At 70.2% G+C, this 14,845-nt stretch carries 17 protein-coding genes; 6 read left to right on the forward strand and 11 right to left on the reverse strand.

The window, feature by feature from the left end:
• The first annotated feature begins 30 nt into the window (after window positions 1-30).
• The 3 genes from AB0383_RS31650 to AB0383_RS31660 are packed head-to-tail and all read left to right on the forward strand — an operon-like array spanning window position 31 to window position 1,787.
• Entirely contained in the window at window positions 31-729 is a 699-nt protein-coding gene (locus AB0383_RS31650) for an ABC transporter permease (RefSeq protein ID WP_354866993.1), read from the forward strand.
• Entirely contained in the window at window positions 726-1,436 is a 711-nt protein-coding gene (locus AB0383_RS31655; RefSeq protein WP_364171619.1) for an ABC transporter permease, read from the forward strand. The genes AB0383_RS31650 and AB0383_RS31655 overlap by 4 nt, the downstream gene beginning before the upstream one ends.
• A gap of 42 nt (window positions 1,437-1,478) precedes the next feature.
• A complete protein-coding gene (locus AB0383_RS31660) occupies window positions 1,479-1,787 on the forward strand; it encodes a hypothetical protein (RefSeq protein WP_366189294.1) in 309 nt (102 codons plus the stop codon).
• 66 nt (window positions 1,788-1,853) lie between these two features.
• On the opposite strand, the gene AB0383_RS31665 is transcribed toward AB0383_RS31660, so the two are convergent.
• From AB0383_RS31665 to AB0383_RS31690, 6 genes are all read right to left on the reverse strand, one after another.
• Window positions 1,854-3,251, reverse strand: a complete 1,398-nt coding sequence (locus AB0383_RS31665) for an aromatic amino acid lyase (protein ID WP_364172003.1) — start codon at window positions 3,249-3,251, stop codon at window positions 1,854-1,856.
• Window positions 3,251-4,258, reverse strand: a complete 1,008-nt coding sequence (locus tag AB0383_RS31670) for an ornithine cyclodeaminase family protein (RefSeq protein ID WP_364171621.1) — start codon at window positions 4,256-4,258, stop codon at window positions 3,251-3,253. Before AB0383_RS31670 ends, AB0383_RS31665 begins: the two co-directional genes overlap by 1 nt.
• The gene (locus AB0383_RS31675) at window positions 4,255-4,800 is read right to left on the reverse strand and encodes a YbaK/EbsC family protein (RefSeq protein ID WP_364171623.1); all 546 of its coding nucleotides are present in this window, start codon (window positions 4,798-4,800) and stop codon (window positions 4,255-4,257) included. Before AB0383_RS31675 ends, AB0383_RS31670 begins: the two co-directional genes overlap by 4 nt.
• A 25-nt stretch (window positions 4,801-4,825) precedes the next feature.
• Complete coding sequence (locus AB0383_RS31680) at window positions 4,826-5,125, reverse strand: DUF2516 family protein (protein WP_364171625.1); 300 nt, start codon at window positions 5,123-5,125, stop codon at window positions 4,826-4,828.
• 681 nt (window positions 5,126-5,806) lie between these two features.
• Complete coding sequence (locus AB0383_RS31685) at window positions 5,807-6,472, reverse strand: hypothetical protein (protein ID WP_364171627.1); 666 nt, start codon at window positions 6,470-6,472, stop codon at window positions 5,807-5,809.
• Window positions 6,469-6,909, reverse strand: a complete 441-nt coding sequence (locus AB0383_RS31690; RefSeq protein WP_366189295.1) for a helix-turn-helix transcriptional regulator — start codon at window positions 6,907-6,909, stop codon at window positions 6,469-6,471. The genes AB0383_RS31685 and AB0383_RS31690 overlap by 4 nt, the downstream gene beginning before the upstream one ends.
• Before the next feature lie 109 nt (window positions 6,910-7,018).
• Here AB0383_RS31690 and AB0383_RS31695 point away from each other — a divergent pair, with 109 nt between their 5' ends.
• Window positions 7,019-8,194, forward strand: a complete 1,176-nt coding sequence (locus AB0383_RS31695) for a methyltransferase domain-containing protein (RefSeq protein ID WP_364171631.1) — start codon at window positions 7,019-7,021, stop codon at window positions 8,192-8,194.
• 470 nt (window positions 8,195-8,664) lie between these two features.
• Here the strand turns inward: AB0383_RS31695 and AB0383_RS31700 are convergent, their stop codons facing one another.
• The 3 genes from AB0383_RS31700 to AB0383_RS31710 all read right to left on the reverse strand — a co-directional run bounded on the left by AB0383_RS31700 (window position 8,665) and on the right by AB0383_RS31710 (window position 10,543).
• Window positions 8,665-9,285: a nucleoside kinase gene (locus AB0383_RS31700; RefSeq protein WP_366189296.1), complete on the reverse strand. Its 621-nt coding sequence runs from the start codon at window positions 9,283-9,285 to the stop codon at window positions 8,665-8,667.
• 469 nt (window positions 9,286-9,754) lie between these two features.
• Window positions 9,755-10,141, reverse strand: coding sequence for a zf-TFIIB domain-containing protein (locus AB0383_RS31705; protein WP_366189297.1), 387 nt, complete (start codon window positions 10,139-10,141; stop codon window positions 9,755-9,757).
• Between the two features lie 33 nt (window positions 10,142-10,174).
• Window positions 10,175-10,543 (reverse strand): VOC family protein, encoded by a 369-nt coding sequence (locus tag AB0383_RS31710; protein WP_366189298.1) that lies wholly within the window; start codon window positions 10,541-10,543, stop codon window positions 10,175-10,177.
• 86 nt (window positions 10,544-10,629) lie between these two features.
• Between AB0383_RS31710 and AB0383_RS31715 the strand changes: the two genes are divergently transcribed.
• The gene (locus tag AB0383_RS31715; protein WP_366189299.1) at window positions 10,630-11,097 is read left to right on the forward strand and encodes a CGNR zinc finger domain-containing protein; all 468 of its coding nucleotides are present in this window, start codon (window positions 10,630-10,632) and stop codon (window positions 11,095-11,097) included.
• Window positions 11,098-11,348: 251 nt separating this feature from the next.
• On the opposite strand, the gene AB0383_RS31720 is transcribed toward AB0383_RS31715, so the two are convergent.
• Window positions 11,349-12,647, reverse strand: a complete 1,299-nt coding sequence (locus tag AB0383_RS31720; protein ID WP_366189300.1) for a DUF445 family protein — start codon at window positions 12,645-12,647, stop codon at window positions 11,349-11,351.
• Window positions 12,648-12,676: 29 nt separating this feature from the next.
• On the opposite strand from AB0383_RS31720, the gene AB0383_RS31725 reads away from it, so the two are divergent.
• On the forward strand, window positions 12,677-13,843 hold the full coding sequence (locus AB0383_RS31725) for a pyridoxal phosphate-dependent aminotransferase (RefSeq protein ID WP_366189301.1): 1,167 nt from the start codon (window positions 12,677-12,679) through the stop codon (window positions 13,841-13,843).
• Between the two features lie 827 nt (window positions 13,844-14,670).
• On the opposite strand, the gene AB0383_RS31730 is transcribed toward AB0383_RS31725, so the two are convergent.
• Window positions 14,671-14,844 (reverse strand): hypothetical protein, encoded by a 174-nt coding sequence (locus AB0383_RS31730; protein ID WP_366189302.1) that lies wholly within the window; start codon window positions 14,842-14,844, stop codon window positions 14,671-14,673.
• Window position 14,845: the final 1 nt, after the last annotated feature.

A 14,845-nucleotide genomic window follows, 5' to 3' on the forward strand; every position in this document is an offset into this window, starting at 1 on the left:
CGCAGCGCTCGAACGGGGTAACCTTCCGTGGTGCATGCGTCTTCGGTCACCCCGCTGCTCACCGAGAGCAGCCGGCCGATCTTCGAGTGGCGGTGGGTCGAGCGCAACGCCGACGCCATCGGCCAACGCCTCGGTGAACACATCGCCCTCACGGCCACGGCCCTGGGCATCGGCTTGGTGGTGTCGCTGGCGCTGGCCACGCTCTGCCTGCGGTACCGCTGGTTCTACCCGTTGGTGCTGGGCACGGCGGGTGCCCTTTACGTGATCCCGAGCCTGGGGGCGTTCGCGCTGCTGGTGCCGTTCTTCGGGCTCACGTTCACCACGGCGGTGATCCCGCTGGCCACCTACACGCTGCTGATCCTGATCCGCAACATCGTCACGGGCGTGCAGCAGGTCCCCGCCGAGGTGCGCGAGGCCGCGATCGGCATGGGCTTCACGCGCGGACGGCTGCTGTGGCAGGTGGAGCTGCCGCTGGCGCTGCCCGTGGTGATCGCGGGCCTGCGCGTGGCCGCCGTGACCACGATCGGCCTGGTCACGGTCACGTCGCTGCTCGGTATGGGCGGGCTCGGGTACTTCATCCGTGCCGGCATCCAGACGACCACGCCGAACCCGAGCCCGATCATCGTCGGCGTGGTGCTGTCGGTGGTGCTCGCGGTGGTCGTCGACCTGTTGCTGTGGCTGAGCGAGCGCGCGCTGGCGCCGTGGGTGCGGAAGGTGCGGGCGCGATGAACGTCTTCACGCAGCTGGGCGAGTGGCTCTCGGCGCCGAACCGCTGGAGCTGGACCGACCCCGCGGGAGTGCCGTACCGGACGGTGGAGCACCTGTGGTTCTCCGTGCTGTCGCTGGTGGTCGCGGCCGTGCTCACGATCCCGCTCGCGCTGTGGCTCGCGCACTACCGTCGCGGCGCGTTCCTCGCGAGCAGCGCCGTGAACATCGGGCGGGCGATCCCGAGCTTCGGCCTGATCATCCTGTTCTGGTTCCTGGCCAGCCGCTGGGGCGCCGACACGGACTTCTGGCCGCTGCTGCTCGCGCTCGTCGGGCTGGCGCTGCCACCGCTGTTCACCAACACCTACGCCGGCGTGGTGCAGCTCGAACAGGAAACCGTGGACGCCGCACGCGGCACCGGCTACCGCGAGTGGCAGATCATGCTTCGCTTGGAACTGCCGCTGGCCTCGCCCGTGATCGTCGCCGGCGCGCGGGTGGCGTTCCTGCAGCTCGTGGCCACGGTCGCGATCGGCGCCATCGTGAACGACGGCGGCGGGCTCGGCCGCTACATCGTCGACGGCTTCGCCGAAGGCGCCCAGGGCTACGGCGAGATCTTCGGCGGCGGCCTGGCGGTGATCATCCTGGCGCTGCTGTGCGAAGGGATCTTCGCGTTGCTGACCCGCTGGGCGACGCCGAAGGGTGTCGCGCTGCAGGCGGCTCGGCGCGACTAGCGCAGGTCTTCGAACGGGCGGCGCTGCCCTAGGATCTCCGCGGTGACCACGAAGCTGTCCCACGGGGCATCAGGAGCGCTGCGGCGTTTCGCGGGCTGGGTTGCTCGCGGCTCGGTCGGGCATCCGCTCCTCGGCGGGATCGACTACTGGGACGAGCTGCGCGACTCTCCGAGCCAGATGGAGTTCCTGTTCGCGATCTTCGCCAACGTCCTGGAATTCGACGATCAGGGCGAACCCGTGAACGAGGAGTTCGCCGAGCGCCGCGCCGCGGCGTGGATCTACCACTACTGCACCGGGAACACGCCGCCGGGCGAACCAGCATTCGAAGGCTGGGAAGTCGAGCTCTACTGACGACCGTGGCTCAGCTGCGGAGCCGAACGATGACGGCGGCCAGGACGACGGCCTTGTGGTTGACCGCTAGCCGAGGTCCTCGATCAGCCGCGTGATCTCCGGCCCCAGCGAGCGGTCGGTTTCGAGGGGCTCGACGCGTTCGGCGATCCACGCGTAGAGCGGCTCCAGCGCGGGCGCGCCCTTGCCGCGCAGGTAGCGGGCCTGGGCGCCGGCGATCAATTCGCACGCCGTGATCGCGGTGAGGTGCGCGAGGGCGTCGTGCAGTTCGGCTCCCGCGGCCCACGCAAAGGCCTGCACGTCCTCCTGACCCGCCGACGTGTCGAGTGAGCCGAGGGTGGCGGGCGTGGCCAGGCGGCGCAGCGCGTGCAGCTCGCCGACCGCGCGTTTGTGCAACGGGACGAGCCCCGCCTGCGGTCCCGGGTCGACGGCGAGCTGCGCCGGCAGCCCGCTGAACTGCGGGTCGAGCAGCCGGTGCAGGCGCTGCACCGCGATCTCGGCGACGTGGACGAGCACGGCCTTCAGCGCGTCCATGCGAAGGCCGAGGCCGGCCGCGTGGTAGCCGGTGGTCGTCACGAACTCACCATCCACAAAGGACGGCGAATCGGTGAGCGACGCCCAGTCCGTGGCCAGTTCGGTGCGCAGGTCCGCGATCGTCCGGGCCAGCAGGCCGAGCACGCGGGGCCCGGCCCGCACGGAGACCGGCGCCTGCACCACGCCGGCGCGCGGCTCGGCGCCGGCGATGAGCTCCTGGAACCGCGCCGACGCCTCGAAGCGGTAGATCGCGTGCGGCGCGCCCATGGCGTCGACGGCGATCGCGGCGCACTGCGTCTGCAGGTCGAGCAGCTGTTCGGCACGCCGGGCGCCGAGCCACGCGTCCGCATGCGCCAGCGGTGCGCCCTGGATCAGGCTCGCGCCTTCCTTGGGACCGAGCTTGAAGGGCTCGACACCCCTGCGCGCCAGCGCGGTCGCGGCCGGTGTGAGCACGCCGTCCTCCAGCACGGAGCCGAGGCCGACGAACGTCTGGAACGCGTGCGCGAGCGGGATGATCTCCCCGGCGCTGCCCAGGCCGCCACGCGGGACAGCGGGCAGGAAACCGTCGTTGAGGCGATCGGTGAGGAACGTGACGAGCTCCGGGCTCACCGCCGTCTCGGGCTTCAGAAAGCTGCGCAGGCGCATGAGCAGCAACGCGCGGGTGAGCTCCGCGGACAGCCACGGCGGACCGCCGACGGCGCGGCCGACCAGCAGGTTGTGCTGGTGCTCGGACTGCTGGGCGACGGTGAGCTTGACGCCGGCGAGGCGGCCCATGCCGGTGTTGACGCCGTAGACCGGGCCGTCGGCGGCGTCGAGCACGGCCAGCATCGCGGCGCGGTTCTCTTTGACGTGCGTGAGCAGGTCCGGGTGCAGTTCGAGGGGTTCCCCCGGCTCGCTGCCGGCCGCCAGGACGTCGGCGGGCTCGCGGACGATCACCGGTACGGCAGCATCGTGCCGACGTCCGCCGCTTCCGCGCGCTGCAGGATCATGTGCGCGACGGCGACGTCCGTTGTGGACAGTCCGCGGTGCCAGAAGAGGATGCGCTCGTCGTCGCTTTCGCGGCCGGGGCGGTTGCCCGCGACGACGTCGCCGATCTCGGCGTGGACACCGGTTTCGGTGAGCAGCCCGGCGTTGAGGTGGGGCCGCAGGGCGCCGAAGCGGGGGTTGCCCGACTGCGACTCGCGCCAGTTGTCGACCACGACCTTGTCCACGGCGTCGAGCAGCGTGAGCTCGAGGGCGCTGATGGTGCCGTAGGGCACGAGGAACGCGCCGGGCCGCAGGTACTCCTTGCGCACCAGCGCTTCCGGCTCCGTCAGGCGGGATGCTTCGACGAGCACGTCGGCGCCGTCGAGGGTTTCGGCGGCGGTTTCGCGGACGTGGACGTTCTTGCCGAGGTGTTCGCTCAGCCGTCGGGCGAAGTCCTCGCGTGATTCCGGGCGCTTGCTCGTCACGCGAATCTCGTCGAAGTCGAAGATCGAGTCGAGCAGCACCACGTTCCACCACGCCGTGCCGCGCGCGCCGACGTGGCCGAGCACCTTCGAACCCGGCCGCGCCAGGTGTTTCGCGCCGACGGCCGTCATCGCGCCCGTGCGGGCCTCGGTGATCATGGTGCCGTCGACGATCGCGCGCGGCATGCCCGTCTCGGGGTCGAGCAGGAGGATCAGGGCCATCTCGCTGGGCAGGCCGCGTTCGAAGTTGCCGACGAAGTCGCCGACCACCTTCACGCCGCTGACCTGTTTGGCCGAGAGGTGGCCGCGCAGGATGTTGAAGTGGCCCTTGCCGCCGTTGTCGGGCACGAGGTGCGTGCGCGGCTCGAACACGACGTCGCCGCGGCCGTGGTCGGCCAGCACGTCCTCGACGGCGCCCACGATGTCGGCGTCGGTGATGCCCAGGCTGTCGATGTCCTCGCCGGTCAGGTAGCGCAGCCAGACGGACGTCACCGGGCGAGGTCCTCGATGACCTCGGCGTTGGGGAGCGTCTGCAGGGCGGCGCCGGAGATGAGGAGCTTGCTGCCGCGGATGCCGCTGCCGATCACGAGCTCCGGCGCGGCGGCCACGCGGGCGTCGATGAGGATCGGCCACTCGGCGGGCAGGCCGACGGGCGTGATGCCGCCGTACTCCATGCCGGTGAGGGACACGGCTTCGTCCATGGGCGCGAAGGACGCCTTGCGCACGTCGAGACGGCGCTTGATCACGCCGTTCACGTCGGCGCGCGTGGTAGCGAGCACGAGGGCCGCCGCGAAACGCACCTCGCCGGCGCGCTTGCCGGCGACGACGACACAGTTGGCCGACGCGTCGAGCGGCGAGCCGTAGGTCTCGCAGAAGGCCGCGGTGTCGGCGAGCTCGGGATCGATCTCCGTGACGCCGACCGCGTCGGGCTCCGCGAGGGCGGCGAGCGCCTTCGCGACGGGTTCGGCGAGCAGGTCGATGCGGGTGGGCGCGGGGACGACCGTGAGGCTCCCGGCGATGGTCCAGGTGGTCACGCATTCGAATCTACGCGTGGGCCCGCTACCAGTTGCGGTTGCCTCGCTGCACCTCGATGAGCCGCGGCCGCACATCCACGATGTACACGAGCGCGGCGGCCATCGCGGGCACCCAGAAGATGAACCCGGCACCGCTGACGTTACTGCCGAACAGGACCATCGCGAGCGTCGCGCCGCCGGTGATCAGCAACCAGATCGGCTTGGTCCTGCGGTCCGCCGCCTGGTACGCGTCGGAGCGCTGCAGCAGCGCGTGAACGAAGGCGAAAAGCCCGACCAAGGCGCTGCCCCAGTGGATGACCTGAAGGATCCAAACGGCAACCAGCACGGGCGTCAGCTTACGGCAAACCACCCAACGCGCCGATGGCCCGGCACTTCACTGGCGCCGGGACGTAGGGGTGGTGTGACCTAGTTCTCTGTCCTGGTGGGGATTTTGCGTTCGGCCCTGTGCTTCGGGTTGCCGATGCGGTGGTGTGGCGGGTGGGGAACGGGCTCCTCGGTCCGGCTTTTGAACCGGGGCGGGCGTCCGCGGCAGTCGCGAGAACGCGGTCCCACCGTTGCCGGCCTTACGGCGGGACTCGGCCCGGGGCATGCCCAGCCACCGAGTCAGCCGCGGGCGCCGGCCCGTTCTCTGCTCTCGTGAACGCGCCTGCCCGGCGAAAAGGCGGGGTCGCGCCACGCAGTACGGCGGAATCCGCATCTGCTTCTCGACCATCGCGACCGGCTGCCCGGGTCGTACCGCGGCCGGAAAGCGGCCCGTCCCCGTTTGTCCGCCATCGCGAGCGGCTGCCCGGCGAACGGGCAGGGTTGTCGCGCGCGTCCGAAAAGGCGGCCATCCCTCGTTGCCGGCCATCGGGAGCGGGCCACCTGGTGACCGACCTCGCCGGCCCGGCGGGTGGAAGCGGCCCCGGCGTTGCCGCTCCTGCCACCCGAACCGCGAGAAGCCCGCTCCCCGGCGGCCGACCTGTCGGTGCGGCGCGCCGGGAGCGGGCTGGTGTCGTTCTCGGGCTTACTTCTCGGTCTTCGGCGCGGCGGCCGGCTTCTTCGCGACCGTCGTGGTGGTGCGGCGGGCGGGCGAAGCGGTCTTCGGCGCCGTGCGGTTGGCGGTCTTGCGGGCGACCGAGCGGGTCTCGTGGGCGAGGTCGTCGCCGAGGTCCTCGACGGCTTCGGCGGTCTCGTCGGCGACCTCGGTCACCTTGCGGGCGGCCTTCTCGCCGGCGGAGCGGGTGCGCTTGGTGACCTTGGCCAGCACGCCGTCGACGCGCTCGCGGGTCTCGCCGGCCAGGCCGTCCACGCGCTCCTGCGCGGTGGTCAGCGCGTCCTCGAGCTGGTCGAGGGCCTTCTTCACCTGCGGCTGCGCGGAGATCTTGTCCCAGGTCTGCTCGCCGGACTCGGCCAGCTTGTTGTAGAGCTTGAGCGCGGCCTCGGTGTACTCGTCGATGACCTTGCGCAGCTCGGCCGGGTCGAGCTTGCCGCGGAGGCTCTCGACGTCGGTGGGCAGCTCTTCGAGGTTCTTGCGGGCGTTCTCGCCGCTCTTGCGGGCCTTCGCGACGGCGTCGGTCACGGCCTGGCTCGCGAGGTTGCCGGCGCCGAGTGCGGCGAGCAGCGGGGTGCGGACCTGGTCGATGGCGGTGCTGACGGCCTTGCGGACATCCTCGGTCTTGGGCGAGGTCATGCCGACTCCTCTGTGGTGTCGTGGGTGGTCTTGGTGGTTGCCGGTGGCTCAGCGGGCGTGCCGGCGGCGTTCTCCCGCCGGAAGGACTCGTAGACGTCGAGCAGAACCTGCTTTTGCCGCTCGGTCAGCACGGTGTCGGCGCGAATCGCGTCGCCGACCGGGCCTCCCGTGGGCACGTCGAGGATTCCCGCCTGCACGTAAAGCGCTTCGGCCGAAATCCGCAGACCTTTGGCGATCTGCTGCAGGATCTCCGCGCTGGGTTTGCGGACCCCGCGCTCGATCTGGCTCAGGTACGGATTGGACACGCCGGCGAGCTTCGACAACTGGCGCAACGAAATCTTCGCCGAACTCCGCTGCTGGCGGATGTACTCGCCGATGTCGGAGGCGATGTCCGCGACCTTCTCGATCGGGTTTTGGGCCCCGCCGGGTTCTGTCATCCGGTCACCTCCTCGCGACACTTCCGACCGTACGCGGACGTGCTAGCTATTGCAAGCACTCTGCTTGCACTAGTGGGTGTGGTTCCGCTCACCCGGCTACGGTGGTCCCATGGCGACTCAGCGATTGCGCCGCAGGCTGGTCAAGCACCTGGTCGACGAGGACGTGCTGCACGACCCGAAGTGGGTCGAGGCTTTTCGCAGCGTGCCGCGCCACGTGTTCCTGCCGCGGTTCTTCACGCGCGTCGACGAGGGCTGGGCGGCTGTCGAACGTGACGATCCGGGGTGGCTGGAGCGGGTCTACTCCCCCGACGTGCTGGTGACTCAGCTCGACGACGATTCGTCCCTGTGGGACAAGGCTCGGCGCGACGGGCCGATCGACGGAGTGCCGACAAGTTCTTCGAGCATGCCCGCGATCATGGCGATCATGCTCGAGGAGCTCCGCGTGGAGGACCGGCAGCGGGTGCTGGAGATCGGGACCGGGACGGGGTACAACGCAGCTCTGCTGAGCCATCGTTGCGGGTCGGGTTCGGTGTCCACTATGGACGTGGATGCGGGGCTGGTTTCGGCTGCGCGTGGGCATCTGCAGGAAGCGGGGTACGCGCCGTCGTGCGAGGTTGGCGATGGGGCGCTCGGGTTTCCGGCTGGGGTTCTGTTCGACCGGGTGCTGTGTACGGCCTCGGTTTCTTCGGTGCCGCCGGCCTGGCTTGAGCAGACGGTGCCGGGCGGTCTCGTGGTGACTACGTTGAACCGGCCGCTGGGCGCGGGGCTGGTCCGGCTGGTCGCCGGCTCGGGCGCGACGGGCCACGGGCGGGTTCTGGCCCGCGACGGTCGCTTCATGCCCCTGCGCGCCCACCGCCTTCCGGCTCCGGCCGCCCTGCCTTCGCCCGCTTCCGCGGATTGGCGGCCGACGCGGCTGCCGGTTGATTTGCTGCTGAAGCCGCACTTGAAGTTCGAGTTCTTCGCCTCCTTGGAACTCCCGGGCGTCCACCCGGTCCGCGAACTCCCCGACGGCTCGACCGACGCGATTTCCTCGGGTGACCCCCATGCGGGCCCCTTCGCCCTCACCCACCCCGACGGCTCGTGGGCCCGCTTCCGCACCCACGGCGACACGTTCGAAACCGCCCAAGGCGGCCCCCGCGGCTTGTGGGACCTCGCCGAGCGCGCCCTCGTCCTGTGGGACTCCCTGGGCCGCCCGGAGCGCGACCGCTTCGGCCTGACCGTGGATGGTTCGCGGCAGGAGTTCTGGCTGGATGAGCCGGATGGGCTTCGGTGGGAGTTGGGTTAGGTCGGACCCAACGGTGTTCGCTGTGCTTGTGGACAAGTCGCTAGGTCCGGCCCAGCCGGCGGGGGGCCGTGGACGGTTGCCGGGGGTCGGCCTAGCGCAGATCGCTCGCGGTGGGGTTCGGCCCAATCAACAGCCTGCGCAGGCGCTTCGCGGGCTGGGTTCGACCGATCTGCCTCCGCCTCCAGCGCCTGGAAACTAGGTTCGACCCAGCCCATCCCGCTGGGCAGCCCGGCGGTCAGGCCCGACCCACCCGCGCCCGGCGCCCGCACCCGGAAGCCAGGTCCGACCTCGCCCATCCCGCTGCGCAGCCCGGCGGCCAGGTTCGACCCACCCGCACCCGCCGCCCACACCCCGAACCAGGTCCGACCCAGCCCATCCCCACTGCGCAGCCAGGCGATCAGGTTCGACCTAACCGCCGCCGCCGCCAGAACCCGGAAGCCAGGTCCGACCTCACCCGCCCCACTGGCCGGTCAGCCGATCAGGTTCGACCTAACCCACTTCTCCACTTGGGTGACCACGTCATCGAGCGGGGTGGCGGTCGTGTCGAGGTGCGGGACCTGGGTGCGGATCCACTGGTTGAACTCGAGCATCTCGTCGATGCGCGGCTCGTCCCATTCGCGCCACGCGGGGCGGGCGCGCAAGCGTTTGCGAAGGGCCGCGTCGTCGGCGACGAGGGCGAGGTAGTGCACGTCGGAGAAGAAGGTGCGTTCCGGCAGAGGCTCGATTTCCTGCGGGGCGACGGTGCCGCACAGCACGACCGGCCGGCCGTTCTGGTGCAGCATCGCCGCCATGCGGAGCCAGGCCGCGCGGAAGGCCGGGATGTCGTCGCGGAGGGCGCCCGTCCACAGGACGTCCTGTTCCAGCACCACCGCATCCCCGGCCAGCCGCGCGGCCAGCGTCGGGCCGACAGTGGACTTGCCCCCGCCGCTCGGGCCCGTGAGCGCGAACAGCGGCAGCCGCCGGAACGGCCACCGGTGTCCACAGAGCACACACTCCACCACCGCACCCTCGACCCGCGGGCGGTCGGCACGATCGCCGCACGCGGGACAAATCCGCAGGTCGAGGCCAGGTACCGGATCAAGAGTGGACACCGCACCCGAGGCGGACACCCGGCCCGCGCCGGGCGCCGGACCAGGAGCGAGCACCGGGTCCGACGCGGGTCTCCGACCGAGTTCAGGCGCTGGACCCGAGGCTGCAACGAGGGCGGGCGCCGAACCTGAGCCAGATCCCGAATCAATGGGAGACACCTCGCGTGCCTCGCCCGCGTCGGGAGCCGAACCGAGGGCCGAGTCCGGGCCGAGGGCCGGGTCCGAGCCCGGAGCGGCCATCAGATCGAGCCCAGGCAGCGCGCCTGGCTGCCGACCCGAGACCCGCACCGGGTCCGATGCGGGTCTCCGACCGGGTTCAGGCGCGGGACCCGAGGCCGCAACGAGGACGGGCACCGAACCTGAGCCAGATCCCGCAAGAAAGGGAGGCCCCTCACGTGCCTCGCCCGCGCCAGGCTCCGGCCGAAGAGCCGGCGCCGAGCCCGTGCCGGGACCCTGATCGACGGAAGGCAACTCAGTCGAACAGGTTCTCGAGGAAGCCGCGTTTGCGGTGACCCCCGTGGGGGCGAGGTGAGTCCGCGTAGCCGCGATGCCCGCCGTAGGGCCGCGGCGAGTCCGAGTACCCCCCACCACCGCCATAGGGCCGCGGCGAATCCGAATGCCCACCGCCGCGATAGGGCTTCGGCGAGTCGCCATGCCCGCCCCGGTACGGGCGCGGCGAGTCCGCCCGCCCGTAGCGCGGCGGTGGCTGCGCCACGCCGTAGTACGAGCTCTCGGCCCCGGCGATTTGCTCCAGCTCACCGTGGTCCAAGAAGATCCCCCGGCACGCCTCGCACTGTTCGATGTGGATGCCGTTCTTGTCGACGGTCCGCATCCGGTTCTGACACTTCGGACAAATCACGCATCCGAGACTACGCAGATTCCGCCCGGCGCGTCAGCAGGCGCACAGGCAGAACGGATGACCCACCGGATCGGCGTAGACGCGGAAGGTCGAGGGCGAGTCGTCGAGCAGTTTGGCGCCCAGGGAGAGCACGCGGGTGTGCGCCGCTTCCAGGTCGTCCACGTCCAGGTCGAGATGGGCCTGCTGGGGCTGCGAAGCCGAGGGCCACTCGGGCGCGCGGTAGTCCGTCACCTGCTGAAACTCCAAGCGCGCGCCGCCGGTCGGGTTGACGAGCCGGGCCCAGGAGCCGTCCGCGCGCACCGCGGGCTCGGGCCAGTCGAGCACCGCGCGGTAGAAGCCGGCGAGCGCGGCGGGGTCCGGGCAGTCCAAGACGGTCGAGCCGAACGTCGGAACAGCACCCATGATCGCGTCTCCCTCCAGTAACCGGTATTCGGATTATGGGAGTTATCAGCCGACGAAGCAACCACCCTCGCTCGTACACTGGTTGCGTGCACACCGACGCGATCCTGGTGGTGGACTTCCTCAACACCGTCGACATCGAGCGCGGCGAGGACCTGCTGGACGACCCCGGACTGTGGCAACACTGGTCAGCCGAACGCGGCGTCTCCCCGAGCAACGCGGAAGAAGCCCGCGCCATCCGCGACGGGCTGCGCGCCGCCGTCGGAGATCCGCGGCTCCCCCAGGAACAGCTCGAAGTCCCGCTGACGTTCTCGCTGAACAACCAAGGCCCGCAGCTCCTGGGGACAACCGCCGTGTCCGCGGTGCTGGTCGCCGCCACCCGGCTCTCCATCCGCGGCGACTGGGTCCGGCTCAAGATCTGCCCGGCCGACGACTGCCTCGAAGCCTTCTACGACGAGTCCCGCAACCGCTCGCGCACGTGGTGCTCCATGCGCGTCTGCGGCAACCGCGAGAAGGCCCGGACCTGGCGCGCCCGCGCGACGGGTGTGCACAACTGAGCACCTGTGGACAACTCATGCACAGCCACCAGATATGCACGTGCAGCCGCACCGGATCCCCACACCTTGTGGATGAGCATTAGGCCAGATCCGTGAAAAGTTGTGGATAACCCGGGGGATAACTCAGCTTCCTGTGGACAACTGGTTTGAAGGTCCCCCGGGTGTGGTATACGCACCGGCTGCGCATGAATGGCCACGCTCCGACAATCGCAAAGCACGGAACAACACCGAGAAAACCAAGAAAGCCCAGGTCAGAACAGCAGCTGCGCCACCGTGTAGATCACCAGGCCGGCCAGCGCGCCGACCACCGTGCCGTTGATGCGGATGAACTGGAGGTCGCGGCCCACCTGCAGCTCGATCTTCCGCGACGTCTCCTCGGCGTCCCAGCGCTCGACGGTGTCGGTGATGATCGTGGTGATCTCCTTCGAGTAGTTCTTCACCAGGTACGCGGCGGCGCCCTCGACCCAGCTGTCCACCTTCGACGCCAGCGAGTCGTCCGCGATCAGCCGCTCGCCGAGCGACTGCAGGCCCGCGCGCACGCGCCGGCGCAGCTCGCTCGACGGGTCCTCGGCCGCGTTGAGCAGCATCTCCTTCGCCGTGGCCCACGCGTTGCCGATCAGCTTCTGCACCTCGTCGTGGTGCACGATCTGACCCTTGATCTGCTCGGCGCGCTCCATGGTCTTCGGGTCGTTCTGCAGATCCTGCGCGAACTCGCCGAGGAACTTGTCCAGCGCCAGGCGCATCGGGTGGTTCACGTCGGTCTTCACGGCCCACGCGAACGACAGCACCTCGCCGTAGACCTTGTCCGCCAGCATCTCGTCGACGAACTTCGGCGACCAGCTCGGCGCGCGGTCGGAGACGACCCGCAGCATCGCCTGGTGGTTGTCGCGCACCCACTCGTAGGCCCGGTCGCACATCAGGTCCACGAGCTTGTGGTGCGCGCCGTCCTCGAACACGCCCGCGAGGATCTTGCCCAGCGGCGGGCCCCACGGCCGGTCGACGATGCGCTTGACCACGGCCTGTTCCATGATCGCCTGCACGTCCTCGTCGCGCAGGACCGTGACGGCGCCGCGCACGACCGTGGCCAGCTCCGACGTCACGCGCTCCGCGTTGTCGGGCTGCGAAAGCCACCCGCCGAGGCGGCGCGAAATCTCGACGCGCTTGAGCTTGTCGCGGATCACGTCCTCGGAGAGGAAGTTCGAGCCGACGAAATCGCCCAGGCTGTTGCCGAGCTGGTCTTTCTTGTTCGGGATGATCGCCGTGTGCGGGATCCGCAGGCCCAGCGGGTGGCGGAAGAGCGCGGTGACGGCGAACCAGTCGGCGAGCGCGCCGACCATGCCGGCCTCGGCGGCCGCCTTCACGTAGCCGACCCACGCGGGCCAGCCGGCCGACTCCGCCCAGCTCGTGAGCAGGAAGACGACCGTGGCGCCGAGGAGGAAGGACAGCGCGACCTGCTTCATCCTCCGCAAGCCGCGCCGTTTTTCCGCGTCACCGGCGGCGCCACCGGGCGGGTCTGCGGGCGTGACCTTGGCTGGGGTGAGTTGCTCCACGACGCCATTGTCCGTGAGGATGCGTTTTCGTGCGTGAACCAGCTCTCGTCCCTCGCCTCCGCCCCTTCACCGCGACGATCTTCGCCGAGATGACGGCGCTCGCCGTGAAGCACGGCGCCGTGAACCTCGGCCAGGGTTTTCCCGACACCGACGGGCCCGCCGGCATGCTCGAAGCGGCGAAGAACTCCCTGTTCGGCGGCGACAACCAGTACCCGCCGGGCCCGGGTCGCCCCGAGCTGCGCGCCGCCATCGCGCGGCACCGGCTGCGCTACGGCACCGAGTACGACCCGGACACCGAAGTCCTGGTCACGGCGGGTGCGACCGAGGCCATCACGGCCGCGCTCATCGCGTTGACCGAGGCCGGCGACGAGGTGATCGTGGTCGAGCCGTACTACGACTCCTACGCCGCGGCCGTCGCGATGGCCGGCGCCCAGCGGCGCGTGATCGGCCTGGTCGAGACGGCCGACGGGCGCCTCGAGCTCGACCTCGACGCCCTGCGCGACGCCATCACTCCGCGCACCCGCGCGGTGCTGCTGAACTCGCCGCACAACCCGACCGGCACCGTGTTCTCACGCGCGCAGCTGGAGGTCGTGGCGGCGCTGTGCGTGGAGCACAACCTCATCGCGGTGACCGACGAGGTCTACGAACACCTCGTGTTCGACGACGCGTCGCACATCCCGCTCGCCACGTTGCCCGGCATGCGCGAGCGGACGGTGTCGATCTCCAGTGCCGGCAAGACGTTCAACTGCACCGGCTGGAAGATCGGCTGGGTCTGCTCGACGCCCGAGCTCGTGGCCGCGGTCAAGGCGGCGAAGCAGTTCATCACTTTCGTCTCGGGCGGGCCGCTGCAGCCGGCGGTGGCGTACGCGCTGGACCACGAGCTGCCGTGGGTGGAAGAGCTGCGGACGAGCCTGCAGGACAAGCGCGACCGGCTGTCGGCCGGACTCGCGGACGCGGGTTTCGCCGTTCGCCCCAGCAGCGGCACGTACTTCGTGACAGCCGACGTCCGCCCGCTCGGTTTCACCGACGCCGCCGAGCTGGCGTGGAAGCTGCCCGAACGCGTCGGCGTCGCGGCCGTGCCCGTGAAGGTGTTCACAGATCACCCGGACGAGTGGAAACACCTGCTGCGTTTCGCGTTCTGCAAGCGGAACGAAGTCATCGACGAGGCCGTCGGGCGACTGCGCGAACTCGTCTGACCACTGCGGTTACCGAATAACGAGTTGCGAGGCGGTTACGCTCCAGATTCATCGACGATGTGTTAGTGATGCGATACCGAGAGTATGGTTTTGAGATGAAACATCAGGTCAGCAGCCGTGCAGGGGTCCGCCCGGATGGCCGCAGAGGGTCCCACCGGGCACACGCTGAGTGATCAACTTCGGCTGATCGGACACCGGAGCCGGTAAGTCCGTTCCGCCTTACGGGGTGGATCGAACGAAGGGAAGATGAAACACTCGCGACCGGTGCTAGAAAGAGTGCAGCCCCGGGGGAACTGCGACCTGGCCGGAGAAGAACCCCAGTTGGATCAGTCTCGTGCGGTAGCCGCATGAGCTTCAGGCGCGGACGGTGGTGGTGGCGTGATCGACACGGCAGCCGCACGCACCGACGCACCACTCGTGAGCAGCGCTGATCCCGGACCGGCTCCCGCCGTTGTGGCTCCCGCTGTTGTGGCTTCTGCGCTTCCGCCCGCCGGCGCTCCGGCGACGGGCTCGGGTTCGAGCGGCCTCGATTCGGTGCGCAGGCCGCGGCCGTGGGCGGCCCCGTTGGCGAGGCCGGCCGCGCGGATCGCGCTGGCAGGCGGGTTGACGTTGGCCGGGTGGCTGCTCGGCGCGTTGGTCGCCGGAGCCGGCGCGGAGGCGGCGGAACAGCCGCACGGCGGGGACGCGTCAGGGAACACCGTGGCGACCGCGCCGGGGCACACCGGGCACGGCGAGGCTCGGGAGCACCGTCGAGAGCCGCGCGGACATCCTTGGCACGGCGTTTGGACCGGGTCCACTACGGACTCGGGTGCTGCGAGAACTTCCGGTCACAGCAAGGGTTCGGGCTCGGCCGCGACTTCGAGCCGGGGCGCCACCGCGGCCGCTGCCACAACGGACACTTCCGACACGAGCGCCTCGGACACGAGCTCTGCCGGTGTTAGCGGGTCAAACCACGCTGCGACACCCGCCGATTCCGGCGACAGCACCGACTCCGCTGCCACG

Origin of the sequence: Amycolatopsis sp. NPDC051373 (assembly GCF_040689465.1) — a bacterium.
Taxonomy (GTDB): domain Bacteria; phylum Actinomycetota; class Actinomycetes; order Mycobacteriales; family Pseudonocardiaceae; genus Amycolatopsis.